Raw genomic sequence first — 26,861 nt, forward strand, 5'->3', positions numbered from 1 at the left:
CGGGAGCCCGGACGGAACGACGGCGGCGGACGGGGACGCGGTCGATGCCTCCCTCCCCCCTCACTGCCGTCGCGGATCGGTGCGTCTGGTCAGGGCGATGAGGGCGATGTCGTCGCCGGTGTCGTGCGTCCAGTGGGCGAGGCCGGTCATCAGGTGGGCGATCAGATCGCGCGGCCGGCTCGTCGGGGCCGTGAGCAGGCGCGGGATCACGGGGTAGAACGCGCCGGCGGCGTTGCGGGCCTCGCTGAGGCCGTCGGTGTGCAGGATCAGGACGGTGTCGTCGGCGAGGTCGAGGCGTACGGGGGAGGGGACGGTGTGCGGATCGAGACCGCCGAACCCCAGGGGAAGGAGGGCGGGCAGCGGCACTTCGCGGACGTCGTGGTCGGGGCCGACGGCCAGGGGAGGCAGATGGCCGCAGTTCAGTGCGTGGAGGTGGTCGCTGCCGTCGCGGTGTTCCAGCAGGAGCGCGGTGGCGAAGAGTTCGCCGTCCTGCCTAGACAGCGCGGCGCGGGCCAGGTGCCTGTCGAGACGGGCCGCGAGTTCGGTGAGGCCCTCCGTCTCGTGGGCCTGGCTGCGGAAGCAGCCCAGGATGTCGGCGACCGTCTGCACCGCCGGGAGGCCTTTGCCGCGGACGTCGCCGATGAGGACCCGCGTACCGAACGGGGTCCGCGCCACGTCGTAGAAGTCTCCCCCGATGCCGGTGTCGGCGGTGGCGGGCCGGTAAAGGCCGGCCGTCTCCAGCTCCCCGGTCCGGTCCGGCAGGGGCCGTAGGACCGCCTGCTGCAGGGCGGTCGCGGCGGCCAGCGCCCGGGCCAGGCGTTCGCTCTGGCGCCCGCGGGTCCAGACGGCGAGCCCGACGATCACGCCCGTCCCGGCGAACGCGGCGAGGGAGAGGGGGCGTTGCGCGTACCGTTCCTCGCTGACCACCGTCACCAGCACGTACTGGGCGACGGCCCCGCCCGCCACGGCGATGGCGACGGCCGAGCGTCCCAGCAGGACGGCGCCCAGGGCGAGGACGACGACCGTGATCCACAGCAGCTCCAGGATGCCGTCCCGGGTCGCGGGCGCGATCACCGCTTCGTAGGGGATCCCGGTGACGGCGGCCCCGCCGAGGACCACGGAGGCCGGATAGGCCGTGGCCGTCACACCGCGCCCCGACGTGGGCAGCTCCACCAGATAGCGGGTGACGACGGGGACCTGGGGCAGGATGACCCCGAAGCCGACCAGCACCGAGAGCAGAGCCGCGCACACGGTGGCCGCCGTGCTGTGCCCGTGCGGAAGGACCGGCAGGACGGCCACGCCGACGGCCGCCAGGGTCAGCCCGAGCGCCGCCGCGGGGCGCACCCCGATTCCGCTGCGGGCCGCGTACAGCCCGGCGACGGCGAAGCCGGCACCGAACCCCGCCCACGCCACCAGCGCCTCCCCCTGGGCGCCGCCCCGGTCGGTCAGCAGGACCAGCAGCACCGTCGCGAGCGCCGACTGCGCGAACCCCCAGACGCCCCCGGCCAGGACGGCCGCGCCGACGCGCGAGCGCGACTCCGCGGATGCGCGCCGCTCCTGCCGCCGCTGACGCGGCCGGTCCCGGAGGCCAACTCGGCCCGGCGAGCAGCAGTGCACGAGCAGCGCCAGTGTCCCCGCGAGGAGGGTGACCACTCCGGCGTCCAGCCAGCTGCGCAGCGGAGCGGCCTGGAGGAGGCCCCCGAGGAGTACGACGACGGGGCCGCCGACGGCGAAGGCGGTGGACGCACGCGGTGGCGGCCTCGTCGGCGGCCGTTCGTCCACCATGGTGCGGACGGCCGGCAGGAAGAGGCCCGCGGCGAGCAGGGGCGGGAGCCCCTCCGCCATGCGCCAGTTCCCGGCCCCGTCGACGGCGAGCACCAGGGCGACACCCGCGGCGAGCGCGAGCGCCAGGGCCGTGAAGGAGACCCCGACGACCCGGCTGAGGCGCCCGGTCGGGTGGAGTACGGGGGCCGAGGCCACGTACCCGGCCACCACGCCCATGATCGCGGCGCTCTCCACGGCCAGTCCCACGCCGTAGAGGACCGGGCTCACCGCCGTCACCAGGAGCAGACCGCCCAGGCACGTCCCGGGCAACGACCACAGGACGACGCGGCGTGCGCCGTGCACGTCCGCCGCCCGGCCCGCCCAGAAGAGCCCGGCCAGGGAAGCGCAGACGACGAGTACCTGGGCGAGGTCCTGGCCCCGGACGTCGATGCCGATGTCGGCGGCGGCGCGGGGCAGGGTGGCGTTGTGCAGGGTCGGCGCCAGCACCCCCAGGGTGAAACCCGTGACGAGGACGGCCCAGGCCGGCCCGGCTCCGCCGCCGTCGCGCCCGCCGGCCGCCCCGCGGGCGTCTTCCCCTGCTCGAGTCGGTCTCACCCGGAGATCCTGGCTCACGACCCCGGGCGGAAGCGTGCAGGGCACACCGACGACGGCGAGGTTGCCTCGTGGACGGTCAGTCCGGTCCCCGGCTCGCGGGTTCGCGTACGGTCAGCGCCGGATGCCCGCGTACGACGACGGGGAGATGCCGCCCTCGGCCCCCTCGGCGCCGCCGACCGTCCAGACGCGGCCCGCCTCGTCGGTCGTGGCGCCGTAGAGGAATCCGGCTCCGCGCGGGTTCTCCGTACGCTTCAGCCGGCCGTCGGGGCCAAGGGTCAGTATGTAGTTCCCGGCCGGGTTGACCTCGGGGTTCATGGTCTCCCCGACGATCACGGGACGGCCGGAGCCGTCGAAGGCGAGGTCGAACAGCTGGCCCGTCTCGGCGGGGGTGCGGACGACGGACCAGGTCCGGCCGTCGAACCGGATGACGACGGGGCGGCGCCACAGGTTCTCGTCCCGGATGTGGCCGACGGCCCAGATCTCGTTCGCGGACCGCCGCTCGATGCCGTCGTACATGGCGCCGTCGAGCTCGCTCGGCAGCGTCTGCTTGGTCCACGCCCTGCCGTCGAACCGTGAGACGCCGTCTCCGATGGCGAGGGCGACGCCGTCGGGGCCCACCTCCAGCTGGGAGACCCAGGTGAGCCCGGTGTCGGCGGGGAGCCGGCTCCAGCCGCCGCTGCCGTCGGCCCTGCCGCGGAAGAGGGCCGGGAGGTACTCGCCCGACGCGTCGGTGTACCCGCCGTGCACCCAGACCCTGCCGCGCGCGTCCACGTCGACGGCCGACAGCGACGTGTCCTGCGCACCCTTGGGAAAGGGCAGCTCGACCGCGCGCCATGCCTTCCCGTTCCAGTGCTGGAGCAGGGCGCGCCCCCGGTCCCAGTCGTCCTCGCCGACCGCTTCGTTCCGGGTGCCGACGGCCCACACCTGGTCGGGTGCCCCGACCGCGAGGTCGTCCAGGCGGCCGTGCTCGGCGGGCTGCGGGGGCGCCTGCCAGCGGGTGCCGGTCCAGCGCAGCGCGACGGGAGCGAAGGGACGGGTGGTCGCGTCGCTGCGCGCGCCGACGGCCCAGGTCGCGCCGCCGGCGGTCTCGACGTCGAACAGCACGCTGTCGTGGCTGCCGGCCGGGCTGACGTTCCGCCAGGTGTGCGTGTCCGCGGCGGCGGGGGCCGCGGCGACGCCGACGAAGGAGGCGAGGCCGACGGCGACGGTGGTGGCCGCACGGGGCAGGGAAAGGTTCATGAGCTGATTCCTCGCAGGGAGTCGGAAGTCATAGGTACTCTCACCTCTTTGACGCGCCGACCCACGGCGAATGTTTCATGCTTCCGCGCGGGGAATCATCGGGAGCCAGGGCGCGGGCCTCCACGACAACTCACTTGGCAGCGACTCTCCCTGACGTATCGCCAGCAACTTCTGGCGCCGCCCGGCGTGCTCCGGAGCCGCCCGCCCCGGCATGTCAGAGGTCGCTTTCCTGCCCGGTGACGGCCGGCGGGGCGAGTGCGGCGTCGGACTCCGCGATGCCCACTTCCCGGAGCGCGGCCGACACGAGCCTCGTCGCGTCCAGTTTCGCCTCGTAGCGGTCGGTCGACTCGACCTCGAGGCGGATGGCGAACGTGCCGTCCTCGTTCAGGGTCAGCAGGTTCACGCCCTCGCTCTCGCTCACGTCCGTGTGCTGGGGGGAGAGCTGCCGTTCGAGGGCGGCGCGCTCGGCGTCGGTGATGGCCGACGTGAAGGTGCCGGGAACGGTGATGACGAAGGTGGTCATGAAAGCTCCTCGCGTGGGACGGAGTACGAGCGTCGCGGTGCTTCCCTCATCCTCCGTGATGGCGGTGCTCCGGATGGCCACTGACATGGCATCCGGATCCGGTGATCATTCGGTACGTCGTGGTGTCGGTCTCAGGGCTGACGTGGTGTGGCGCGGTCACGCGTCACGAGGCGGCGTGATGGGTACGGGCATGGCCCAGGGTCGCGGAGGGCAGCACGCGCGCGTGGCCGGCGGCGGCGTGGTGCGCGGGCATGTCGCCCGGGGCGGTCTGGAGTCGTCGCAGCCAGACGGAGGCTGTGGCGAGCAGACCGACGAACACCCCCAGGAGGAGCAGGGCGACCCACATCTGGCGGGTTCCCGGATGGGTCCATCCGGTCCAGACGGCGGCTGCCGCCCACAGGAGCACGCCGGCCGAGTAGAAGCCGCGGACCCGCCGCAGCTGACGTACGGCCCGCAGTTGACGTACGGCCCGCAGGGACTTGAGGCGTTCGGTCTTCGTCGACATGACCGACCGTGTACCCCGATCTTCGCGGTCCATCAGCGGCGGACGGAAGCTGTTCGGCCGACCATGAGGAGGAGCGTCGCGACGCGGGGAATCACGCCGGGCCGTGCGTGGTTGCCCGTGCGTGAACTCCGTACCGGAAACCCCCGAGGTCCTGCACTACACCGCCTTCTCCGACGACCCCGCGGGAGGGAATCCCGCCGGGATCGTCCTCGACGCGGCCGGGCTCAGCGACGAGGAGATGCTCGCGATCGCCGCCGACGTCGGCTACAGCGAGAGCGCGTTCATGACGGGGGCCTCCTCCGCCGCGTACACCCTCCGCTACTTCAGCCCGAAGGCGGAGGTGCCCTTCTGCGGCCACGCCACCGTCGCGACGGCCGTCGCCCTCGGTGAGCGCGTCGGGCCGGGGGACCTCGTGTTCACCACGCGCGCCGGGACCGTGCCGGTCACCGTGACACGGCAGGACGACGGCACGCTGCGGGCCACGCTCACCAGCGTCGAGCCGCACGTCGAGGACATCGCGCCCGAGGATCTGGCCGAGGCGCTCGCCGCCCTCGACTGGCCGGCCGGCGACCTCGATCCGGCGTTTCCTCCCCGTGTCGCCTTCGCGGGCGCCCGCCATCTGGTCGTGGCCGCCGCGACCCGGGAGCGTCTCGCCGACCTGGCGTACGACTTCGCCCGCCTGGAGGCCCTGATGCACCGGCTCGACCTGACCACGGTGCAGTTGGTGTGGCGTGCTGACGCGGACACCTTCCACGTCCGCGACCCGTTCCCCGTGGGCGGAGTGGTGGAGGACCCCGCGACCGGGGCGGCGGCGGCCGCACTGGGCGCGTACCTGCGTGAGCTGGGGCTCGTACCGGAGGCGACCGTGCTCACCCTTCACCAGGGCGAGGACATGGGACGTCCGGGGGTGCTCACGGTGGAGCTGCGGGCGGGTGACCGGCGGATCAGGGTAAGCGGCGCGGGCACGCGCATCCCGGCCTGATCCGCGGGGCTCAGCCGTCGGGCGACATCCGCTGCCTCCGTTCGTACCCTCCCCGCCGCATATCCACCGGAACGACTACTCACTTTATTGAGTACCATGCGCTTCGGGTGCGGCACGCTGTTGTCGCGGGAGGAACGGTAGGCGCATGAGCAACGGGCAGTACGTGCGATACGTCGCGCTGGGCGACAGCCAGACGGAGGGTGTCGGCGACGGGGACGACGTCACGGGGCTGCGCGGCTTCGCGGACCGCCTCGCCGAGAGGATCGCGGCGGTCAGCCCCGAGGTGCGGTACGCCAACCTGGCCGTCCGGGGCCGGCTCGCCGGCCAGGTGCGTGCGGAGCAGCTCGGCCCCGCGCTCGCCCTCCGCCCCGACGTCGCCACGGTGATCGCCGGGGTCAACGACCTGCTGCGGCCCAAGTTCGACCCGGACGAGACGGCCGCGCACATCGAGGCGATGTTCGCGGCGCTCACCGGTGCGGGTACGCGCGTCGCGACCGTCACGATCCCCGACATCACCCGTGTCGTGCCCATCGCCCGGCCCGTCGCTCCCCGTATCGCCGCCCTCAACGACCGGATACGCGTGGCCGCGGCCCGGCACGGCGTCGCCCTCGCCGAGGCCGCTCCGCACGCGGCCGCCACCGATCCGCGCTTCTGGGCCGAGGACCGGCTGCACGCGAGCCCGCTGGGGCACGACCGGATCTCCGCGGCCCTCGCACACGCGCTGGGCCTGCCGGGCAGTGACGACTCGTGGACCCTGGAGCTGGGGCCCGACGCGGCCGCGACCGCCGGCGGGGTACGGATGGCGGCCGCCGAACTCCGCTGGGCCGCCGGGTTCCTGGGCCCCTGGCTGGTACGCCGCCTCCGCGGCCGCTCCTCCGGCGACGGCCGCACCGCCCGACGCCCGGAACTGCTGCCCGTGGGGATGCCGCCGGTCACCCGCTGAGGGACCGGGGCGCCGCTCAGCCGAAGCCGGACGGTCGCGGTCCTGTGCAAGTGCCGGGCGGGCACAGGACGGAAGTTCACGGTCCCGCGGGGAGGGTTCCCCGCCCTCAGGGCGGTTGCGGTGCCGACGGGATTCGAACCCGCGAGACAGACAGGGGCAAGGCCACCCCGTCTCCGTCACCCGCCGTGGAGGGGCCCTCCCCCACGGCGATCGCATTGGACCGCTCTGCCACGGCACGCAACCTGTGGGACCACGCGCAGCCCCACTGCCGCTCAGGATACTGACTACGAGCCGCGGCGCGCAGCGACGATCACCCTGCGGAAGGCGATCTACACGAAGTTCGGTGACCTCGGCTGGGACCGGCAGGAGCACCTCGAACATCACGCGTGCCTCCACGAGTTCTCTGAGCAGGCGGCTTCGGCGGGTCACGCCGTGGTCGAAGCGGTGTGGGCTTGAGACGTGTGGGGCGTGAGCGGTGTGGGCTTGAGACGTGGCGGGTGCCGGCCGTAGCCCGCCCCCCTACAGATGGTGACTCTCGTGGTGGATCCGCGCGTGCCACCAGGGGCCGGCTCTGTGCCACGGCTGGCGGTGGGCGAAGGGGTCGGGGAGGGTTCTGCGGCGTAGTTGCTCGTCCAGTCCGGTCACCAGGGCCGCGAGTTCCCGACGGGCGTGGCGTGGGAGACGGGACAGGGTGAGGGTCAGGACGTCCCGTGCTGCCGCCGGGTTCGATCCTCGCTCGCAGTCCGTGCAACCGCACACCGTCTTCTCCGGGTACAGGTACCGGCCCGGGCGGGCCAGGAACCACCGGATGCACCGCAGGGCGGCGGCGGTGTCACCGGGGCTCAGGCCCTCGTCCGGTGGACGGCTCGCCTCCGCTCGCAGGACCGCGGCGATCGCCGGTCCGGAGAGCCCGTCCACGCGGAAAGCACGGCGACCCGCGGTGGTTGCGTACGGGCCGTCAGTTCGCCACAGGTTTCGGAGTGCCAAGTTCTGCGCGCGGAGCGCGCCGGGCCGTCTACGCGGCATGAGCCTTTCGAAGGTTCGTCATACGGCGATCATGCCACGCACTCGACGACTCGGGCCGCGGAGGAACGGCCCAGCGCCCTCCCCCTCACATGTTTCGGTGCCCCGGGCACGGACAAACGGCAGGTCGACGTGTGATTGAGGGAGGGGTTCGCATGGACGCGACCAGCTGGGACAGAGATCCGGTCAGAAGAAGCCAGGGGATCGTCTGGCGCGACCTGGTGCTCGCCGTCGGACTCGTGGGGATATGTGTCGCCGGTCTGATGCTCTTCTTCAAGGCCGCCCAGACCGCCGGCAGCCGCGGCTCGGGGGTCGCCGCCGCCGTCCTCGTGGCGCTCGGGGCCCTCGCGGTGCTGTCGGTGGGGTTCTCCGCCGCCAAGAGGAGCGTGGCGTCCTTCTGGGTCCGCGGGCACGAGCGCAGCCACCCGCGGTACGACCTGGCCGCCGCCCCGCTCGCCCCGCCCGCTCCCGACGTCGACGGGGAGGCCCTGGACCACGCCGGGGTCGACGCGGACGGCTTCGAGCACACGGTGGCCGCCCTGTGCGCCAGGGACGGCTGCACCCCCGTGGAGGTGGTCGGCGGCGCCGGGGATCTGGGCGCGGACGTCATCGCGGTCACCACGGACGGCCTGCGTGTCGTCATCCAGTGCAAGCACTACGGACCGGACAACCGGGTGGGCTCCCAGGATCTGCAGCGCTTCGGCGGCACCTGCTTCACCATTCACGAGGCCGACGTGGCGGTGATGGTGACCACGAGCTCCTTCACCGCACCCGCCATCGACTACGCCGCCACGTGCGGGATCATATGCGTCGACGGCGACGCACTGGCCGCGTGGACCGACCAGGTCACGCCCGCGCCCTGGGAAGCGGAGACGGCCGCGCCTCAGACCGAACCCACCCTGATCGCCGACACCCTCGACCTCAGTCGACCCTGAGTCCACATCGGACTCCCGCATGTCGCCCGCCCCTGGCAGAGTGTGGGGCGGGCCGTTCGGCTCTCCGGGGGTGAGGGCCGCACCCCACGCCGGATGCTCCTCCGCGGCCGGCCGGCGGGACCGCACAGCCCGTGGACGCGACGGCCCATGAACGCTCAGGGAAGGAACCCGGGAATGTCCGATCATCTCATCGAGGATCTGGTCGCGGACTCGGTCCGGGTCCTGGACCAGCACGGCCAGGGCGACGACTCCGGTCTCCGCGACCAGATCGCCGTCCTGTACGCCTTCGAGCGCGGCTATGACTGCTCGTTCACCAAGTTCCGCGTGATGGACACCCTGCTGCGCTGCGGGTACACGTACCGGTTCCCGATGGACCGACACCCCGACTACGCGGAACGGGCCGCCTACTTCGACGCACTGACGGAGTTCACCGGGCTGCGCGCGTACGACGAGGACGCTCCCGACTTCGACGGCTACCAGTCGTGGCTGGAGGACGGCTACGTGCAGCCGCCCCTCCTGTACTGCGACGCCGGTACCGGTCTGTGGCAACGCATGGTCGACATCGGCGAACTCCAGGGGCCCGACTCCGCCCCGCTCCGCCCCGTCCCCCTCATCGACGTCGTCCGCGACGTCGCCGTCGCGGCGGAGAAGGAGGAGGACCGCGACCTCATCGCCCTGTGGTACTCGTTCGGCTGCGAGAACCTCCTCGGCGGCCCTGCGGGCTGCCCGTTCGGCATCGACGAGGTCGCGGCCATGGCGTCGGTGCAGGAGCTGCACGCCGTCGTCCGCCGCACGGACACCCTCGCTCTCGCGGGGCGCTCCCCCTACGCCGCTCCGGTGGAGTTCGCCGACGTCGAGGATCTCGAAACCTGGTGGTGGCGCCATCCCGGACGGGGCACAGCCGGGCCTCTCTAGACCCTGACGCCCGCCCTCCCAGGAATGCGGGAAGCGGGAGGCGGGACGCGGCCGACGGCAAAAGCGCTCGACACGCGTCACCGTCCTCGGGGACGCTTCGCTCGATGACAAAGATCGACGACACACCTCCCGCGTGGGACGAGCGCACCCAGCTCTCCACGTTTCTCGACTACACACGTGGCACCGCTCTCGCCAAGTGCGAAGGCGTCTCCCCGGAGAACGCCCGCAAGGCGCTTCTGCCGGGGTCACCGCTGATGACCATGAGCGGAGTGATCAACCACCTCCGCTGGGTCGAGTACTACTGGTTCCAGGTCATCTTCCTCGGGGAGGAGGACCTGGCCCCCATGACCGACGAGGATCCCGACCGCGAGATGCGGATCGCCGTCGACTTCCCGCTCACGCAGCTGCTCGACGAGTACGCCGAACAAAGCGCCCGCTACCGCGAGTTGGCTGCCGGATACGACCTGGACACGAAGGCACGGGGAACCATCCGCAACGGGCTCCACGTCGACCTGCGCTGGATCCTGCACCACCTCATCGAGGAGACGGCCCGCCACAACGGCCACTTGGACATCCTGCGCGAGCTGCTCGACGGCACCACCGGGCGGTAGGGGGCTTGCTTCGCTTCGCTCGCGCGGGCTCGATGCGCGGGGCCCGGGGCCACGTCGCGGCCGTCCGTACCACCGACGCGCACCGTCGCCCCGCGGCCCGACACCACCGCGTCTCCGAGCCGTACGCCCCCGCCGGAGCAGCCGGACAGGCAGCTCCTCAAGCGAGGCAGCACCGGGCCGGAGGTCGAGGAGCTCCAGCGCCGGCTCAGACGGCTCCACCTGTACCGCGGATCGACCGACGGCGTGTTCGGCCCCCGTCTGGAAGCGGCTCTGAGCCTCTTCCAGAGCCTCCACGGCATCCCCGAGGAGAGGGGTGTGTACGGCCCGAAGACCCGCGCCGCCCTCCGGTCGGAGACGAGCCGCCGCGGCCGGGGCCACGGCCGGGGCGGCCCGGGCGGCCTCGGGCGAGGGAGGAACCGAGCTGGGGCGTCACGGTGCGACGTAGTCGACGGTCTGCATCATGCCGAGGTCTTCGTGCTGGAGCTGGTGGCAGTGGGCGATGGTGCGGCCGGTGAAGTCCTCGTAGGCGACCAGGAAGGTGACCGAGTCGCCCGGGGCGCCACCGGAGAGGCCGATCGTGTCGTGCCAGACCGGTGGGTCGAGGCGGAGGCCGTTGCGGTGGGTGAGGAGCACCGGGTTGGTGTGCAGATGGAACGGGTGGCTGTGCGCCGGCAGGGTCTCGTCGGTGCGGACGGTCCAGCGTTCGACCGTGCCCAGCGGCAGGGTGTGGTTGACCACGTTCGGGTCGAACAGGCCGTAGGCGGTGTCGCGCGTGAGGTCGCCGCTCGGATCGGCCGCAGGTGTCGCTCCCGTCCCCAGGATGCGGAAGGCGTTGGGGAAGGGAGCCGGGAAGACGCGTGCGTCGGAGTGGAAGAGCACCTCCCGGTCGGGTCGGCCGGCGTCCACGGCGTTCTCGTCCAGGAAGGGACGCCCCTGCGGCAGGACGTCCGGCAGTGGCATCGGCGGGACGACGGGGGCTCCGGTGACCTCGACGGTCATCAGCGGGCCGGTCACCCCGTCGGCATGCAGCTCGTAGCGTCCGGGGGTACCGCCGCGTACCAGGACGTCCGCGCGGTTGCCCATGGCCATCTCGATCCGGTCCTGCGCGACGGCCCGGGGGAACGTGATGCCGTCCTGCGCGATCTGGTGCATCGTCAAGCCGCCGCTCTCGCCCGTGAGCGTGAGCCGCAGGCCGGTGAAGGCGGTCGCGGCGACCAGGCGCCACCGCTGGACTTCGCCCGGGCGCAGCTGGAGGGTGGGATTGACGGCGCCGTTGACGGTGAAGACGGACGGGACGCCGTTCACCCAGTTGCCCGTGGTGAAGGCGGGGATCCGGCCGTCCTTGGGCTTGAGTTCGTTGATGCAGACGACGAGGTCGGCGGCGGCCCTGATCTCGGGGACCTCGTCGATGTCGCCCTCGACGATGACGACGCCGGCCATTCCGCCGACGATCTGTTCGGCGATGGCTCCGTGCAGGTGCGGGTGGTACCAGTAGGTGCCGGCCGGGTGGTTGTCGGGGACGTGGATCGTGGAGGTGTACCGGGGCTCGGGGCGCCCGGCGTCGGCCTCCTCCTGGGTGCGGGGGGCGAACTCGCGCAGCACGTTGTCGGCGTCCCCGCTCGGGGAGACGTGCATGCCGTGCGTGTGCAGGTTGAAGCTGTTGGGGTGGTGCGGGACGTTGTGGCCGCCGTCGTGGTGCGGGTTGGGCGGGAGGCCGTTGACGTGGGTCAGCTGGAGCACTCCGCCGGGCCGTACGCGCAGGGTCGGTCCGGGAACGGCTCCGTTGTACGCGCGGGTCGTCACGGACCCGTGGCCCGGGACGGACACCTCGGTGAACCGGACGTCGAGGGTCTGCTCGGTCACCGGCGCCGACTGCCCCGCGGCGGATCGGGGCGAGGTGACGGCAGGCTGGGGGAACGGGGTCGGGGCCTTGCCGCGCCGGGCGGCCGGTGGCTCCCGGAAGGCCAGCGGAAGGCTTGCCAGGGACAGCGATGTGAGCAGCGTTCGACGACTCACTCCACGAATGTTTCGCACAGGCGGAATATAGGAGAAACATCCGTTTTGTCCGCGCGGCTCACCGTGATTTTGCGAGTTCCAGGCCTTCCTGTCCCGCGAAGCAGCCGAGTCAGTGCGGCGAGTTCGGGCGGCGAGGTATCCCGGCCGAGTCGAAACTGAACAGTAGTCACCTGCGACGGGCGCGTGCATACTCGGCTCAGGTCTACACGGGGAGATGGTCATGGCGTTCGTCGTACTGTTCGGGATCCTGGGCGGGCTGGTCCTCCTGTCGATCGTCACGCTCCTCAGGCGCAGTCAGAATCGGACCGATTCCGCCGAGGGGCTTCGCATCGAGGAAGAGGCCCGGCTGCAGGCGGGTCGCGACCGCGTCTCCTTCAGCACGATCGCGATGCACAACGCGCCGCCCTCGGCCAGCGACGCCCACCACCGGCGTCGCTGAGACCTTCGGATCGCCCACTCGACGCCCGGTCTCACCCACGGACCGGGCGTCATCGGCGTGCCCACCCTCGTACCCGTGCGCCGCTAGCCGGGGACAGCCGGGCCCAGTGCCCTGGCCAGGGCGGTACGGGACGTGACGCCCAACTTGCGGTAGGCGCTGCCCAGATGGGAGTCGACGGTGCGGTGGCTGAGGAAGAGACGTTCGGCGATCTCCCGGGACCGCAGTCCCTCGGCGGCCAGGTCCGCGATCTCGCGCTCACGCTCGCTCAGCACGGACCGGAGATCCACGGACCGGGGATCCACGGCTCGCTCTTCGAGGGGCGGCGCGGGAGGGACGGACCATGGACTGGCGGATGAGTTCCCGTCGGCCACGGGGCCGGGGCCTGATCGGAGGCCCTGGTTCAGCCGGCGGTCCGCGTCCACGCCAGGGTCCCCGTCCATCCGGTGGCCCGCCTCTCCCTCATGGCCCGCGTCCATCCGGTGGCCCGCCTCTCCCTCATGGCCCGCGTCCTTCCGATGGCCCGCCCCCATCCCCGCGCGCACCCGAGCCACCTCCTCCGCGACCAGGGCCGCACCACAGGGGCGGGCCAACTCCTCGGCCCGTGCCAGGACGTCCAGCGCCGCGGCCCGACCGCTCACGGCCAGGGTCGCAGGGGCCATGGAGACCAGCGTCCACGCGTGCTGCACGGGCAGCCCGCCGCCGCGGAAGCCCTGGGCCGCCCGTTCGAACAGCTCCAGCGCCGCGACGTGTTCGCCGCGCACCGCGCGCACTTGGGCGCTCACCCGGTGGACGCACGCCCACTGCAGCGCCAGACCGAGGCGACCGGCGTCGGCCTGCGCGTCGGCGAGCAGTGCCTCGGACCCCACGATGTCACCGCGGCTCAGGGTGGCGGTCGCCATCAGGGCGAGCAGCGAGGGCCGGAAGGCGGGCTGAACGTCGGGCAGGCCGTCACCGCCCCCGCCGTCCAGGAGCGTCCGCAGGCACCCCGCGCCGTCCCCGCCGAGCAGCTGCGCGTGCGCCAGCAGGCTGATGGCGGAGCTGGCCCACCAGCCGCGGCCGAGGACGGCGGTGTCCACCGCCCTCGACGCGAGCGCGACCGCATCCTCGGTGTGCCGCCTCCCCCGGGACCAGACCAGCGTCATCGCGCGCATCGCCGTCGCCAGGGTCACCACGTCGGGAGCGCCGACCGCGCGCGCCAGCTCCCCCGCCTCGGTGGCCCGGCGCTCCGCGTCGTCGAGCCGGCCGGCCCACTGGTCGATCATGGTCAGGCCGAGGAGCAGATGGGCGCGTATGTGCTTCTGCGCGCCCCCGGTCGCCGCGTCCAGTCCCCGCTGGAGGTGGCGGCGGGCGTCCGGGAAGCGTTCGAGGTACAGCTCCGCGCAGCCGAGGAGGGCGAGGACGTCCGGGGTCCGGCCGGCCACCCCGTCCGGCAGGGCGTCCACCAGCGCGGCGCCGCGGGCGACTTCGGGTGCCGCCCGCGCGATGTCGCCGGAGAACGTGTCGCAGAAGGCGATGAGGACCGCCAGCGCAGCCGCGGTGGAGGGCCCTGCCTCGGTGCGCGCCCGGGCGGCCTCCCCGAGCAGCGGCCGGATCCGGTGGTGCGTGCCGCGCAGGACGTGCACCAGCCCGTACGCGTAGATCAGCTCGGTGGCCTCGGCGGACAGGACGGCGGGCAGCGGTCGGGGCAGCAGCTCCATTCCCGTACGGGCGATGGCCTCGGCCTCGTCGTAGCGGCACAGCAGCCGCTCGGCGTCGGCGCAGACCGCGTACGCCTGGAGCAGCAGTCCGGAGACCGGGCGCGCGTCGCCGCTGCCGCCCGGACCTGCGGCGAGGGGTGCGCCTCTGGAGAGGAGGTCGTGGGTGAGGGCGCGGGCCTCCCACAGACGTCCGGAGGCGATCAGCGCCCTGCCGTACGCCAGCTCCCACCGCGCGCGTTCCTCGGACCGCCGGCCACGGGCCGACCGTGCGTCCAGGGCGAGTCTCAGCCAGCGCGCCGCGATCGCGGGCGAGCTGGTCACCGTCTGCGCGGCCCCGTCGGCGAGCACCCGGGCCACGGCGACACCGTCGGTGTGCAGCAGGTGCTCGGCGTGGCGGGCCTGTTCCGCAGCGGGCGCGCCCCGCTCCGTGGCGATGCGCAGGGCGCGCCGGTGGGCGGCCGGCAGGAACGACAGCTCGCAGGCGGCGTGCGCGACGTGTCCGACGACCGGATGGCGGAACGCCAGCCGCCGGCCCCGGCCCGTGGGACGGAGCACGTCGGCTCTGACCAGCTCCGCGCACGCGTCGAGGCCGGCCCCGGTACGGAGCCCGGCCACGCGGGCGACCTCCACCGGGTCGAACGTCCCGCCGAGTACGGCCGCCGCCCGGAGGGCCGACCGGGCCGGTCCGCTCAGCTCGCCGAACTCGCCGAGGAGGGGCGCCGCCTCGCGCAGGAGACGGGGCTCGTCCTCACCCGCCCGGTCCGGCCACGTCTCGGGGTCGAAGCCGGCGGCGACCAACAGCCGCAGGTACCCCGGCAGTCCCTGCGCGGCGGCGTGCAGGGCGGCCGACGAAGCGGAGGTTCGGTCCCAGTGTCCGTGCGGCGGGGCCGTCGCCGCGTCCTGGCTGTCGGCTCCGGGAGGTACGTGGGCGGAACGGGCCCAGGCGTCGACGAGCGTCGCCGCCACCGCCGCGCTCAACGGCCCCGCCTGCACCCGCACCACGCCGTCTCTCCGTACGCCGAGGTCGAGCGCTTGCAGCAGGGCGGGCGGACTCTGCCGCGGTCGGTGCGCCAGCACCAGGACGAAGGGGGTGGAGGGAGAGGGCGACGAGGAAGAGGAGATCATCCGCAGCACGACCTCAAGGGAGGCGGGATCGGCCCGGTGCAGCTCGTCGACCACGAGTACGCCACCGGCCGCCTTCCGCCGGACCAGCTCGCACCATCCAGCGGGGGACGGCGCCTCGGGCAGCGCCGAGGCCTCCGCGACGTCGCGGAAGACCTCGTACGGCTCGTCGCCCGAGCGGAGCGCACGGGCCCAGAGCACGGGCAGCCCGCGCCGGGCCGCCTCGTCGGCCAGCTCGCAGGCCAACTGGGTCTTGCCCGAACCTGGTTCCCCCACGATCTCGACCACGGCCCCCCGGCCGTGTCCCAACCCGTCCAGCACCTGGGCCAGTCGCGCCCGCTCCACTTCGCGCCCCGCCAGTGCCCCGCCCTCCATCGGTAACGGCACGACGCACACCGCCCCTCTCCCCTGTGGCCTCTCCCTGCCGCGGATCACACGTGACAGGGTCGCACCGCGCTCCCGGGACATCCCCGGCCCCAGCTTTCCGATCAAGGTAGCGGGCCCCACTGACAGCGGTCTGCCGGCGCCCGCGACGCAGGTCGGAGCGGGTCGCGCGCCCCTCTCGCGCCCTTCTGCGGGTCGCGTGCCCTTCTCGCCTTCTTCCCCCGTCCCGGCCGTCGACGCCGTGCCCACCCGGGATCCTCGACGCCCGGTCACCGTCGTCGCCGTGCTCCGTGCCCCGTAGTCGGTTGCGTAGTTCTACGGCTGTGCGCGGCAGGGTCGCCGGGAAGACTCCCGTGCCGTCAGATCGATTCCCCGACCTGGGAGAACCTGTGAAGTTGAGAGCCATGGCGGCGACGGCCGTACTCGGCGCCGTCGTCCTGACCGGCGTGCCGGCGGTCGCCGTCCCCTTCACCGCCTACGCCTGTGACGGATCCACCCTGTGCCAGGACGAGGACACCGGCGAGGAAGGCGGTGGCGGCGACTGGGGCGGTGGTGACTGGGGTGGCGGCGACTGGGGTGACTGGGGTGGTGACGGAGGCGGCGGCGAAGGAGGCGACGACGGCGACTGGAGCGACGATCCCAGCGACCCGGGCGACTCGGGGAACCCCGGCGACGGCGACCCCGGCGATCCGGGGAACGGCCCGTCCGATCCGGGCGGCCCGGGAGTGGAGATCGTCGACGGGCCGCTCGGCCGGCCCATCGACGCGACCCTGCCCGAGGTCGTCGTCACCGGGCACGCGGTCCGTCCCTCCGTTCCCGCCGGTCCCGGCATCCCCACGGTCCACGGGGGCGGCCTCAGCGGCGCGGGCCCCCTGGTCACGGTGCACAGCCGGGGCCGGGTGTGGGAGGAGCGCGGCAAGTGCTACCGCAACCAGTCCGGCAGCGTGGAGGCGAAGTACAGCAGCGGCGTGACGTACGCGCTCGCCACCCAGACGAGCACGAACATCTCGGCGACCGCGCTCCAGGTGCTCACCGCCCAGCTGGGCACGCAGCTCAACACCACCCTCAGCGCCACGTACAACACCGAGTTCACGCTCAAGCCGGGTGAGTCCTGGGCCGTGTACGTCGAGTACCAGACCAGCGTCTACGCGATCACCACGTCCGACTTCTGGGGCAACTACTCGACCGAGTTCGTGAACGTCACCCAGCCCACCGGAGCCGTCACCGGCCGCGCCTGCTAGGTGCCGTACGTGGCCCCCTTACGGCTGAGCACGCACCGGCGATACGGCCCGATGGCCCGCGCCTGACCGACGAGGAGCCCGGCCGGCCGCCGCGACCCGACCCGTGGCGGGTCGCGGCGGACCGACCGGGGCACTGGCCCCATCCGCCGTGTCGCGTTTCACTGGAAGGTGCGGGAAACCGGCCCATCCCCGCTCCGGGAGGTTCCGTGAGCACGCACGCGTCGCCCCGTTTCGACCCCGCTCGCGTCCCCCACCTGCTGGGATCGTTCGCGCCGGTGACCGAGGAGGTGAACGCCGCGGATCTGGAGGTGACGGGCGAGATCCCGTCCGCGCTGGACGGCCTGTACCTGCGCAACGGCCCCAATCCGCGCTTCACGCCGATCGGCTCGTACCTCTATCCCATCGACGGTGACGGAATGCTGCACGGCGTGTGGCTCTCGGAGGGCCGCGCCCGCTACCGCAACCGCTTCGTGCGCACCCCCGCCCTGGAGGCCGAGGAACGGGCCGGGCACGCCCTGTGGGGCGGCCTGGAGTCGATGATCGTGCCGGACGCCGAGCAGGTGGGACCAGAGCTGGCGGGAACCTTCCGGGATCTGCCCGACATCAACGTCGTACGGCACGGCGGGCGGCTGCTGGCGCTCGCCGAGTCGGGCTGCCCGTTCCGGATCGGTGCCGGGCTCGACACCCTCGGCTCCGAGGACTTCGATGGGGCTCTGCCTGCCGGGATCACCGCCCACCCCAAGATCGACCCCGTCACGGGCGAGATGGTGGTCTTCTGCTACGCCCTGGAGCCCCCGTATCTGACCTGGTCGGTCATCGACCGCGACGGCATCGTGACGCGTGGCCCCACCCCCGTCGAGGGAGTCGACGAGCCGATGATGATCCACGACATGGCGCTGACCGCCCGCTACGCCGTGCTGGTCCTCGCCCCCGCCTTCTTCGATCTGGACGCGGCCATGGCGGGCGGCTCGTTTCTGGCCTGGCGGCCGGAGCGGGGTACCCGCGTGGTGCTGATCCCCCGCGACGGCGGACCGCCGCGCGGGGCGACCGACGAGGCGTTCTGGCTGTGGCACACCGTGAACGCCTACGACGAGGGGCCCGGTGCGGACGACCCGGTCGTCCTGGACTTCGTGGAGTGGAGCCGGCTGACCGTCGGCAGTGCACCGGTGGCGGCGAAGGACCCGGTCCGAGGTGGTCTGACCCGCGCCCGCATCGACCCCGCGGCGGGCAGCATGACCCGCACCCTGCTGGACGACGCCCGAGTGGAGTTCCCTCGCATCGACGACCGTCTCATCGGCCGGCGCCACCGGCACACCGCGCTGGCCACCTCGACCGGACGGACGGACCTGCTCTCGGGCGAGTACGACGCCGTGCGCTTCCAGGACCTGCGGACCGGGGCCGCCCGTGTCTGGGATGCGGGCGACCTGTCGGTCGGGGAGCCCGTCTTCGCGCCCGAGCCGGGCACCGACTCCGAGGAACGCGGCTACTGGCTCACCTTCGCCACCGACCGCACCGACGGGTCGAGTTGGTTCCTGGTGATGCCCGCCGAGGACCCGGCGTCCGGGCCAGTGGCACGGGCCCGCATCCCCGTCCGGGTTCCCCTGGGCCTTCACGGCTGCTGGCTGCCGACCGAGGGCGGCTGAGCGCCCCTGATCACTGGCCGCCCGCCCCTCCCCCGGCCTCCGCACCGTGCGGGTGGACGGGAACGTCCAGGCGGGCGGCCACTCCGGTGAGGGCCGCCCCCAGGGGCAGGGCCACACGGGTGACCGCGTACCGGTCGCCGCGGGTCGGATCCTGGTTGACGATCAGCACCGGCTTCCCCGCCTCGGCCGCCTGCCGGACGAACCGGAGGCCGCTCATCACGGTGAGCGAGGACCCGAGGACCAGCAGAGAGGCCGCCTCGCGCACCAGCTCACGGCAGCGCTCCACCCGCCGCGGAGGGACGGCTTCGCCGAAGAACACCACGTCGGGCTTGAGGATCCCGCCGCAGACCGTGCACGGCAGCACACGGAAGTCCCCGACCTGGTCGTCGCTGAGATCGGCGTCGCCGTCCGGGTTGATGCGGGCCGCCCTCGGCGCGAAGCCGGCGTTGGCCTCCTCCAGCCGCAGGGCGAGGTCCACGCGCCGGCTGAAGGCCCCGCAGGTGAGGCAGACCACCCGGTCCAGGCTTCCGTGCAGCTCCACGACGCCGTCACTGCCGGCCGTGCCGTGCAGGCCGTCGACGTTCTGGGTGATCACTCCCGAGAGCAGGCCGTACTGCCCGAAGGCGGCCACGGCCAGGTGCCCCGCGTTGGGCAGGGCGCGGCGGAAGGTGCGCCAGCCGAGGTGGCTGCGCGCCCAGTACCGACGGCGGGCCTGGGCGTCCGCGGTGAACTCCTGGTACGTCATCGGGGTGTGCCGGCTCAGGCTTCCGCCCTCGCCCCGGTAGTCCGGGATGCCCGACTCGGTGGAGATGCCCGCTCCACTGAGCACCAGCACACCGCCGGCGTCCAGTGCGGCGACGACCGGCTCCAGGTCGGTCGTGCCCGGCGGCAGGTCCTCGGTGGGGGTCCAGCTCAACGTGGGGCGCATACGCATGCCCCCAGGGTACGGAGCCTGCCCCGGGCACGTATCCGTACCTCCGCGGCGTATGCCGTACGTCCCGCTACGCCTCCGCAGCGCGTGCCGCCCGGCCCCGCGACGCCTCTGCCCGACGGCGCCCCCGCCCCCGTTCAGTGACCGGTGTTCCAGTCGAGCCTGAGCACGGCGACGTCGTCCGTGTGCCGGGCCGCGTTGAGCGCCCGGGCTTCCTTGATGAGGCGGTCGAGGTGGGCGGCCGGATCGTTCGGGGGCAGTTCGTGGATGATCCGCAGAAGGCCCTCCACACCGAGCCGCTCACGGCCCGAGCCGTGGTGCCCCTCGGAGAGGCCGTCGGTGTAGATGGTCAGCGCGCCGGCCGGCGGGAGGGGAACGACCGTGGCCGTCCAGGTGCCGAGCTCGGGCACGAGCCCCAGGGCCGTGCCGTGCGTCGCCGGGACCTCCCGGGTGCCCTCGGCCGTGGTGAGGAGGGGACGGTGATGGCCGGCGAGATGGAGGGTGGCGGTCGCCGCCCTCTGGTCGAGGGTGATGATCGTGCAGGTCGCGAAGAGCATGTCGGTGCCGCACTCGGCGACGAGCACGCGCTCCATCAGCCGCAGCAGCTCAGGTCCCTGGTGCCCGCCCAGGACGAGGGACCGCCAGGCGATGCGCAGGCACACGCCGACGGCCGCGGCATCGGGCCCGTGCCCGCTCACGTCGCCGACGACCGCGTGCAGCAGTCCGTCGTCGCCTTCGACGACGTCGAGGAAGTCCCCGCCGAGCAGCGCGCCCTCCGCCCCGGGCAGATAGCGGCTCGTGACGGTGACGGCGGAGGTGCCGAGGATGGGCGGGGGCAGCAGGCGCCGTTCCAGCCGGGCGTTCTCCTCGGCGCGCAGCCGGGTCTTCTGGGCCTGAGCGGCGGCCCGCTCGGTCTCGCTGCGGTAGACGGCGTAACGCAAGGTCCGGTGGAGCAGCTCGGCCTCGACCCGGCCCTTGACGAGGTAGTCCTGGGCACCGGCCGTCATCGCCTCCGCTCCGGCCTGCTTCTCGGACAGGCCGGTGAGCACGATCACAGCGGTGTGCGGCGCGATGGAACGGACGGCGACGACGGCCTCGGTCCCCGAGATGTCGGGCAGGTGCAGGTCGAGGAGGACGCAGTCGATGGTCCGGGCGGCGAGTTCGTCGCGGGCCGCCGCGAGGGTGGTCCTCGTGGTGAGCTCGAAACCCAGCCCGGTGTCGTAGAGCAGCTCCTCGACGAGCAGGGCGTCGGCCGCGTCGTCCTCGATGAGCAGGATGCGGTACGTGGGGTGGGTGGCCACGTAGCCGTCGGCGGCCGTGGAGGAGACGGTCACGGGGTCTGGTCCCCTTCCGCGCGCGCCGTCGACGACTCGGCGAGGAGCTCCGCCGTCGCGGGCCGGGGCGTCGCCAGGGTGAACGTGATGCGGGCCCCGTCGTGGTGCTCGGTGTCCACGGCGATGGCGCCGCCGTGGAACTCGACGATCTTCTTGCACATCGCGAGCCCGATGCCGCTGCCCTTGTAGGCCTCCTTGGTGTGGAGCCGCTGGAAGATCACGAAGACCTTCTCGGCGTACTCCGGAGCGATGCCGATGCCGTTGTCGGTGACGGCGAACCGCCACAGCTCGCCGTCCCGCTCGGCGGAGACGTGGATGCGGGGTGCCGTGTCGGGGCGGTGGAACTTGACGGCGTTGCCGATGAGGTTCTGCCACAGCATGCCCAGCTGGGTGTTGTCGGCGGTGAGGGACGGAAGCGGGTCGTGGGTGATGGACGCCCCGGTCTCCTCGATGCTCACGCTGAGCGAGGACAGCGTCCGCTCGTGCACGGCTTCGAGATCGACGCTCTCCAGTTCGCGGTGGACCCGTCCGACCCGGGAGAAGTCCAGGAGGTCGTTGATGAGCACCTGCATGCGGTTGGCGCCGTCGACCGCGTAGTCGATGTACTGGTCGGCCCGCTCGTCGAGCCGGCCTCCGTAGCGGCGCTGCAGGAGCTGGGTGAAGCTGGAGACCTTCCGCAGGGGTTCCTGGAGGTCGTGCGAGGCCACGTAGGCGAACTGCTCCAGCTCGGCGTTGGAGCGGTGCAGGTCGGCGGCCTGGGCGTCGAGACGCTGTCGCGCCTCCTCGGTGAACGCCAGCTCCCGTACGAGCCGGCGGCGCATCGACTCGATCTCGGAACTCAGCTGCCGCAGGTCCGCCGGACCGGTCGCGACGATGGGGTGATCGAAGTCACCCGCCGCGATGACGCGGGCGTCCGTGCCCAGCCTGTCCAGAGGTCCGGTGATCCCCCGGCGCAGGCCCTCGAAGACCAGGACCGCGAGGACGAGGATGACGGCCGCGATCGTGCTGAACACCCAGTTGCGCAGCAGCATGGTGCTCCGCAGGTCGTCGGCCGCCTGTGCGCGCTCCGTCCGTAGCCGCTCCTGCTGCTCGCCGAGTGCGACGCGAAGCGCGTCGAAGGCCTGCTTGCCCTCGGTGGCCTGGCTGGTGGCCAGGGGAGAGGGCGAACCGACCGGTGCGGCGGCGATGGGCCGGGCGATCTGCTTCTGCCACGTGTCCGCGGCGTCCTGGACGCTCTGGAGATCCGCCAGGCTGTCCGCTTCGCCCCGGAGCAGCTCCCGGAGCTGGGCGGTGTACGTGGCCTGGTCGGCCAGGCCACGCCGGTAGGGATCGAGGCTCACGGAGGCCCCGGTGAGGCCGTAGCCGCGGATCCCGGTCTCCTGGTTGAGGAGCGCCGACTCCAGCTGGAAGGCCGTGGTGAGGGCGGGCGACTTGACGTTCACGAGGTCGTCGCTGATCGCCGCGGTGCGCCCCAGCACCCAGGCTCCGGTGAGCCCGAGCAGGGTCAGAACCGTCAGCGAGGCGGCCACGCCCACACGCAGCCAGCGGCGCGTGGTCCAGGTGGTGAACCTGCCCACGCGCGATCCAGCGCTTCCGCTCATGCCGAGAACCCCTCCGATGGTGACCGCCTCCATTCGAGAGGGGCGGCAGCGCATACTGTAGAGGGCGCCGGACAACGATTGTTGTCGCAGGGTCGGATCTGCGCCTACAGTTCCCTTCATGCCTGGCAGGAACTTCGTTCTGCGCACGACACCTGACGAGACGGCAGCCGTCGCGAAGACGGCCGTCGCTCACCTCGCGCGACGTCTTGCCCTCCAGCTGTTGGAAGAAGTCCCGTCAGCGCCGGAAGGAAGGCCGGCCGCGGACCGCGATTCGGCGGAGGCACTGACCATGCTGCACCTGCTGGAACACGTCCAGCAGGCCGCTGAGCAGCTCCAGCGGAATGCGGCCCGGTCCGCAGCCCGTGCGGGTGCCGGTTACCCGCAGATCGGGGCTGCATGCGGGATGACGCGCCAGGGCGCCCGACGCCGCTGGCCGGGACTCTTCGACCATTCCGACGACGCACCCATGGAGCACCCGATGATGACCACGCCCGTCCAGCCCTTCGACGTCCTGCTCGTCGAGGACGACATGGCCGACGCCATGCTCATCGAGGAAGCCCTCTCCGAGCGCGGCGCACGGAACCTGGTGCAGGTCACCGACGGCGTGGCCGCGCTCGAACACCTCCGTACGCCCGGCACCCCGCGCCCCGACCTGATCGTCCTGGATCTGAACATGCCGCGGATGAACGGAAGGGACCTGCTCAAGGTCCTGAAGACGGACCCCTCGCTCCAGGCCATCCCGGTCGTCGTCCTCACCACCTCGTCCGCCCCCGACGACGTGACCGGCGCCTACAGCAGCCACGCCAACGCCTACGTGACCAAGCCGGTCAACCTGGACGAGTTCGAGGCCGCGGTCCAGAGCATCGACGCGTTCTACCTGGACACCGCCACCCGGCCGCCCCGCGGCTGAAACGTCCGAGAGCGGGTGGCGTASTACGCCACCCGCTCTCGCGGAAACACCCGGACCAGGATCGGTACGCACCCGCGTCACTGTGCCGGCCAAGCTCGCCGAGTCGAGGGCCCCGACCCGGCCGATGCGATCAGCGGATCGCTCAGGCGTGACGGTGGTGCCGCTTGTTGCCGGTGAGGACCCGGTAGAGGGCCAGGAGAATCACGGAGCCGACGATGGCGGCGACCCAGGTGGACAGGTCGAAGAACCCGTCTATGGAGTCGACGCCGAAGATGACCTTGCCGAGCCAGCCGCCGAGCAGGCCGCCCGCGATGCCGATCAGCATCGTGATGATGATGCCGCCGGGGTCCTTGCCCGGCATCAGTGCCTTGGCGATGAAGCCGGCCAGCAGTCCGATCAAGATCCAGGCGATGATGCCCATGCGCTTCTCCTACCTCGATGATGTGCGCGGTGTCGAGTGGCGTATTCGCCTTGTCGGGGATTTCAAACACGCCGACTTTCCGAGCCACTCCGCGTCTCCGCGCGCCTCCCCCGTTCCTCGGCGTCAGGCATGACCGTGCCGTGGGGAAGGTGTGCGCGCAGGTGTGGGAGTGGTGTTTGTGCCCCGCCCTCGGGGGCACACGGGGTCTGACAACCACAGAGCGGAAAGAGGTCGGCGTGTTCATCAGCCACGAATCGGAGAACGGCGTACTGCGCGTGGTCCTGCTGCGCGATCTCGACGTGTCCACGCGAGCCGCCGCCGCGGTGCAGGTGGAAGGGCTCCTCTCCGCGCACCAGCCCCGGCAGGTCCGGTGGCAGTGGCCCACGGCCAGCCCCTCGTCCGCTTCGCTCAGCATCCTCGCCCGTGCCCGGAGGCTCTGTGACGACCTGGGCATCTCCCTGACGATCGCCGACGCCGCGGCCCCGGTCCGTACGGAATCGCGGGCCTCGGCCGCGGAACCTGTCGCCGTGTGAGACGCCCCGGACCCCCCCCTCCAGGTCCGCGGGCTCGCCGATCACGCGACACGGCGCCCCTCTCACCGGGTTTGTTCGCCTGGTGAGAGGGGCGCCGTCTTGCGCGGGCCGGGCCCTAGCCGCGCTCGCCGCCGTCGGTTGCCCACGGCTTGAGCATGTCCCTCATGGCGTCCGCCATCGCGAACTGGAGCAGCGGACCGTAGGTGATCCGGCCGATGCCGAGGCGACGGAACCTCTCCACGTCGTGCTTGACGGGATGGGCCGTGGCGTTGACGGGCACGGTGACGGCTTCCACCACCGCCGCGAGCAGGCTGTCGTCGTCCTGGATGCCCACGGGATAGACGCTGTCGGCGCCCGCCTGCTGCAAAGCGCGCAGGCGCTCGACGACCTCCGGGAGGACCTGGGACGGATCCTCCGCGCCGAGGAACAGGTCGGTGCGCCCGTTCAGCCAGACCGGGATCCCGGCGTCGTCGGCGGCCGCGCGCAGTCCCTCGACGAAGGCCGCGTGCTCCTTGGTGCTGCGTACCCGTCCGTCCTGCGAGTGGACGGTGTCCTCCAGGTTGAGGCCCACGCCGCCGACTCCGGTGAGGCCGGCGATGAGATCGGCCGGTTCCTGTCCGTACCCGGCTTCCAGGTCGACGGACACGGGGACGTCCACGGCCGCGATGATCGGTCCGACGGCGGCGAGCACCTCCTCGAAGGTCTGCCCCTCGTGGTCGGCGGCTCCCCGGGAGTCGGCGAGCGGGTGGCTGCCGATCGTCAGAGCGGGGAACCCGGCGTCGACGGCGGTCCGTGCGGACCAGACGTCCCAGACGGTCGGCAGCACGAGCGGCGCGTACTCGGCGTGCAACTCCGCGAGTCGGCGGGCACGTTCCACAGTGGTTTTGAGATCCATGACGGCGACGCTACTCCTGCGGAGCCGCGAACGACGTGACGGCGGGGCGCTCGACGGCCGAGCGGCACCCCCACCCCCCACCGGCCGCCGGACCGGCCGGAACGCGCGGCGGGGCACCGGGGGTGCCGGAATCGGCACCCCGGCGCCCCGGGCGCGGGTCAGTGGACGCAGAGGCAGAACGGATGGCCCGCGGGATCCGCGTAGACCCGCCAGTTGGCGCCCGGCCTGATCTCGTCCGTCCGCTCGAGGACGGTGGCGCCGAGCGCGACCGCGCGCTTCTCCTCACCGTCGAGGTCGTCCACGTCGAAGTCCAGGTGGACCTGCTGCGGTCGCTTCTGGTCGGGCCACTCGGGCGGCTGGTAGCCGTCCACCTGCTGGAAGGCCAGCGGCGTTCCCTCGAAGCCGTGTACCTCGATCCAGTCGGGAGCGTTCGGGTCGGCGACGACCCGGCCGCCGAGCAGGTCCGCGTAGAACTGGGCGAGGCGTACGTGATCCTCGCAGTCCAGGGCGATCGCCTGCAGTTTCCGAATCATCAGGTGCACTCCTCGTGGTTCGACGACACGTTCTGCCGGGCGGCGGGCCGACGTCGTGGCGGCGTCGCCCGGCATGCGACGACTTCCCTGCCGCCGCCCGCTCATGCGCCCGTCGGGGTGCTCCCCGCTCAGACCTGGGCGGTGAGGAGGTCGCTCAGGGGCTGGGCGGAGTCCGTCCCGGAGTGGCCGAGGGGCGCGTCGAAGCTCCAGACGAGGAAGAGCAGGAAGACCACCAGGGCGCTGAAGGCGGTGGCCAGCAGCAGTTCGCGCGCCGAGCGGCGGATCTGCAGGGTGTAGAGGAGGCCGAGGGTGATCAGGGCTCCGGCGACGAGGCCGAACCAGAGCGCCGGGGGCAGGGTCGTACCGGACGTGTCGAGTCGCTGGTGGCGGGCGTCGTCGGCGGCCGCCACCTGGTCCAGGAGCGGCTGGTAGGCCTGGGCCTGGAGTTCGTCCGCCGGGGTGCGGTGGGCGATGTCGCTGCGGATCCGGCCCAGCAGTTCGGCACCCTTGTCATCGACGGGCAGGTCGTCCTTCAGCGCGGGCCATTCGGCGGTGATCGCGTGCAGGGCGTAGGCGTCGATGTGGTCCTTGATCTGCGTCCGGAAGGCGGCGGGGTAGACGTCCAGGCGCTGATCGATCTCGTAGAGGGCCTGCGCCTCGCGCTGGACGGTGTCCTCGGCCGCGGTGCGGGCCTCCCACACGCCGGCGATCGCCAGTCCGAGGACGATGGCGTACACGACACCGACCATCATGACCATGTACTCCAGCACGTCCGGCGTCTGGGAGGTGTCCTCGTCGACGGCCACGCGGCGGTGCCGCAGGACGGTCGCCGTGACGACGAGGACACAGACCAGGATCGAGGCCAGTGTGTAGACGAGCCATTCCGGCATTGCACAACTCCAGGACGAGCGAAGCGATGTGTACGAGAGCGATGTGTACGAGGGGGCGGGCGCGGCGGGCCGTTCGAGGGCCCGGCGGCCGTACGGGAGGCGGCTGGACGGATCGGGCGGTCTCAGCCGCGGCTGCGGCGTCGGGATCCGGGCCGTAGGGCGGCGGCGGCCAGCACACCCGGCAGGGTGACCACGACCGTGGACATGGCCATGGAG

General features: G+C 72.5%; 24 protein-coding genes and 2 pseudogenes. 11 read left to right on the plus strand and 15 right to left on the minus strand.

What is annotated here, in order from left to right; all coding sequences use genetic code 11:
- Positions 1-60: 60 nt before the first annotated feature.
- The 4 genes from EAO70_RS27785 to EAO70_RS27800 form a co-directional block, all read right to left on the minus strand.
- The gene (locus EAO70_RS27785; RefSeq protein WP_187284073.1) at positions 61-2,379 is read right to left on the minus strand and encodes a PP2C family protein-serine/threonine phosphatase; all 2,319 of its coding nucleotides are present in this window, start codon (positions 2,377-2,379) and stop codon (positions 61-63) included.
- A 111-nt stretch (positions 2,380-2,490) separates the two neighbouring features.
- Complete coding sequence (locus EAO70_RS27790) at positions 2,491-3,618, minus strand: hypothetical protein (protein WP_148005632.1); 1,128 nt, start codon at positions 3,616-3,618, stop codon at positions 2,491-2,493.
- A gap of 214 nt (positions 3,619-3,832) precedes the next feature.
- Positions 3,833-4,141 (minus strand): hypothetical protein, encoded by a 309-nt coding sequence (locus EAO70_RS27795; protein WP_148005633.1) that lies wholly within the window; start codon positions 4,139-4,141, stop codon positions 3,833-3,835.
- Positions 4,142-4,304: 163 nt separating this feature from the next.
- Positions 4,305-4,646, minus strand: coding sequence for a hypothetical protein (locus EAO70_RS27800; RefSeq protein WP_261993089.1), 342 nt, complete (start codon positions 4,644-4,646; stop codon positions 4,305-4,307).
- A gap of 121 nt (positions 4,647-4,767) precedes the next feature.
- Between EAO70_RS27800 and EAO70_RS27805 the strand changes: the two genes are divergently transcribed.
- Complete coding sequence (locus EAO70_RS27805) at positions 4,768-5,628, plus strand: PhzF family phenazine biosynthesis protein (protein ID WP_148005634.1); 861 nt, start codon at positions 4,768-4,770, stop codon at positions 5,626-5,628.
- A 145-nt stretch (positions 5,629-5,773) separates the two neighbouring features.
- Positions 5,774-6,571, plus strand: a complete 798-nt coding sequence (locus EAO70_RS27810) for an SGNH/GDSL hydrolase family protein (RefSeq protein WP_148005635.1) — start codon at positions 5,774-5,776, stop codon at positions 6,569-6,571.
- Positions 6,572-6,689: 118 nt separating this feature from the next.
- On the opposite strand, the pseudogene EAO70_RS27815 reads toward EAO70_RS27810, so the two are convergent.
- Both EAO70_RS27815 and EAO70_RS27820 read right to left on the minus strand, forming a co-directional pair.
- Positions 6,690-6,808 (minus strand): annotated as a pseudogene (locus EAO70_RS27815).
- 282 nt (positions 6,809-7,090) lie between these two features.
- Complete coding sequence (locus EAO70_RS27820) at positions 7,091-7,489, minus strand: hypothetical protein (protein WP_261993090.1); 399 nt, start codon at positions 7,487-7,489, stop codon at positions 7,091-7,093.
- A gap of 260 nt (positions 7,490-7,749) precedes the next feature.
- On the opposite strand from EAO70_RS27820, the gene EAO70_RS27825 reads away from it, so the two are divergent.
- From EAO70_RS27825 to EAO70_RS40475, 4 genes and pseudogenes are all read left to right on the plus strand, one after another.
- Positions 7,750-8,529 carry a restriction endonuclease gene (locus EAO70_RS27825; protein ID WP_148005637.1) on the plus strand — a complete coding sequence of 260 codons (780 nt, stop codon included), beginning with the start codon at positions 7,750-7,752 and terminating at the stop codon, positions 8,527-8,529.
- Between the two features lie 174 nt (positions 8,530-8,703).
- On the plus strand, positions 8,704-9,444 hold the full coding sequence (locus EAO70_RS27830) for a hypothetical protein (RefSeq protein ID WP_148005638.1): 741 nt from the start codon (positions 8,704-8,706) through the stop codon (positions 9,442-9,444).
- Between the two features lie 104 nt (positions 9,445-9,548).
- Positions 9,549-10,055 carry a DinB family protein gene (locus EAO70_RS27835; RefSeq protein ID WP_148005639.1) on the plus strand — a complete coding sequence of 169 codons (507 nt, stop codon included), beginning with the start codon at positions 9,549-9,551 and terminating at the stop codon, positions 10,053-10,055.
- A 183-nt stretch (positions 10,056-10,238) separates the two neighbouring features.
- Positions 10,239-10,388, plus strand: a pseudogene (locus EAO70_RS40475) (peptidoglycan-binding domain-containing protein); the annotation flags it as partial.
- A 96-nt stretch (positions 10,389-10,484) separates the two neighbouring features.
- On the opposite strand, the gene EAO70_RS27845 reads toward EAO70_RS40475, so the two are convergent.
- Complete coding sequence (locus tag EAO70_RS27845; RefSeq protein ID WP_187284074.1) at positions 10,485-11,918, minus strand: multicopper oxidase family protein; 1,434 nt, start codon at positions 11,916-11,918, stop codon at positions 10,485-10,487.
- 373 nt (positions 11,919-12,291) lie between these two features.
- Between EAO70_RS27845 and EAO70_RS27850 the strand changes: the two genes are divergently transcribed.
- Positions 12,292-12,510: a hypothetical protein gene (locus tag EAO70_RS27850; protein WP_261993091.1), complete on the plus strand. Its 219-nt coding sequence runs from the start codon at positions 12,292-12,294 to the stop codon at positions 12,508-12,510.
- An 83-nt stretch (positions 12,511-12,593) separates the two neighbouring features.
- On the opposite strand, the gene EAO70_RS27855 is transcribed toward EAO70_RS27850, so the two are convergent.
- Positions 12,594-15,716 (minus strand): helix-turn-helix transcriptional regulator, encoded by a 3,123-nt coding sequence (locus tag EAO70_RS27855; RefSeq protein ID WP_187284075.1) that lies wholly within the window; start codon positions 15,714-15,716, stop codon positions 12,594-12,596.
- Between the two features lie 386 nt (positions 15,717-16,102).
- Here EAO70_RS27855 and EAO70_RS27860 point away from each other — a divergent pair, with 386 nt between their 5' ends.
- Positions 16,103-16,954, plus strand: a complete 852-nt coding sequence (locus EAO70_RS27860) for a DUF6426 family protein (protein WP_148005643.1) — start codon at positions 16,103-16,105, stop codon at positions 16,952-16,954.
- Between the two features lie 206 nt (positions 16,955-17,160).
- A complete protein-coding gene (locus EAO70_RS27865; protein ID WP_148005644.1) occupies positions 17,161-18,597 on the plus strand; it encodes a carotenoid oxygenase family protein in 1,437 nt (478 codons plus the stop codon).
- Between the two features lie 10 nt (positions 18,598-18,607).
- Here the strand turns inward: EAO70_RS27865 and EAO70_RS27870 are convergent, their stop codons facing one another.
- From EAO70_RS27870 to EAO70_RS27880, 3 genes are all read right to left on the minus strand, one after another.
- Positions 18,608-19,531 (minus strand): NAD-dependent protein deacetylase, encoded by a 924-nt coding sequence (locus EAO70_RS27870; protein WP_187284076.1) that lies wholly within the window; start codon positions 19,529-19,531, stop codon positions 18,608-18,610.
- Between the two features lie 134 nt (positions 19,532-19,665).
- On the minus strand, positions 19,666-20,862 hold the full coding sequence (locus EAO70_RS27875) for a PP2C family protein-serine/threonine phosphatase (protein WP_261993092.1): 1,197 nt from the start codon (positions 20,860-20,862) through the stop codon (positions 19,666-19,668).
- Positions 20,859-22,463 carry an ATP-binding protein gene (locus EAO70_RS27880; protein ID WP_261993093.1) on the minus strand — a complete coding sequence of 535 codons (1,605 nt, stop codon included), beginning with the start codon at positions 22,461-22,463 and terminating at the stop codon, positions 20,859-20,861. Before EAO70_RS27880 ends, EAO70_RS27875 begins: the two co-directional genes overlap by 4 nt.
- A 118-nt stretch (positions 22,464-22,581) precedes the next feature.
- Here EAO70_RS27880 and EAO70_RS27885 point away from each other — a divergent pair, with 118 nt between their 5' ends.
- Positions 22,582-23,373 carry a response regulator gene (locus EAO70_RS27885; RefSeq protein ID WP_187284077.1) on the plus strand — a complete coding sequence of 264 codons (792 nt, stop codon included), beginning with the start codon at positions 22,582-22,584 and terminating at the stop codon, positions 23,371-23,373.
- A 142-nt stretch (positions 23,374-23,515) separates the two neighbouring features.
- Here EAO70_RS27885 and EAO70_RS27890 read toward each other — a convergent pair whose 3' ends face one another.
- Entirely contained in the window at positions 23,516-23,794 is a 279-nt protein-coding gene (locus EAO70_RS27890) for a GlsB/YeaQ/YmgE family stress response membrane protein (protein ID WP_148005647.1), read from the minus strand.
- Positions 23,795-24,030: 236 nt separating this feature from the next.
- On the opposite strand from EAO70_RS27890, the gene EAO70_RS27895 reads away from it, so the two are divergent.
- Positions 24,031-24,327, plus strand: coding sequence for a hypothetical protein (locus tag EAO70_RS27895; protein WP_148005648.1), 297 nt, complete (start codon positions 24,031-24,033; stop codon positions 24,325-24,327).
- A gap of 115 nt (positions 24,328-24,442) precedes the next feature.
- Here the strand turns inward: EAO70_RS27895 and EAO70_RS27900 are convergent, their stop codons facing one another.
- The 3 genes from EAO70_RS27900 to EAO70_RS27910 all read right to left on the minus strand — a co-directional run bounded on the left by EAO70_RS27900 (position 24,443) and on the right by EAO70_RS27910 (position 26,645).
- Positions 24,443-25,222: an isocitrate lyase/phosphoenolpyruvate mutase family protein gene (locus EAO70_RS27900; RefSeq protein ID WP_148005649.1), complete on the minus strand. Its 780-nt coding sequence runs from the start codon at positions 25,220-25,222 to the stop codon at positions 24,443-24,445.
- 158 nt (positions 25,223-25,380) lie between these two features.
- Positions 25,381-25,755, minus strand: coding sequence for a VOC family protein (locus tag EAO70_RS27905; protein ID WP_148005650.1), 375 nt, complete (start codon positions 25,753-25,755; stop codon positions 25,381-25,383).
- A 128-nt stretch (positions 25,756-25,883) separates the two neighbouring features.
- Positions 25,884-26,645, minus strand: a complete 762-nt coding sequence (locus tag EAO70_RS27910; RefSeq protein ID WP_148005651.1) for a DUF4239 domain-containing protein — start codon at positions 26,643-26,645, stop codon at positions 25,884-25,886.
- Positions 26,646-26,861: the final 216 nt, after the last annotated feature.

It is taken from the genome of Streptomyces sp. adm13(2018), assembly GCF_008042145.1.
Taxonomy (GTDB): Bacteria; Actinomycetota; Actinomycetes; order Streptomycetales; family Streptomycetaceae; genus Streptomyces.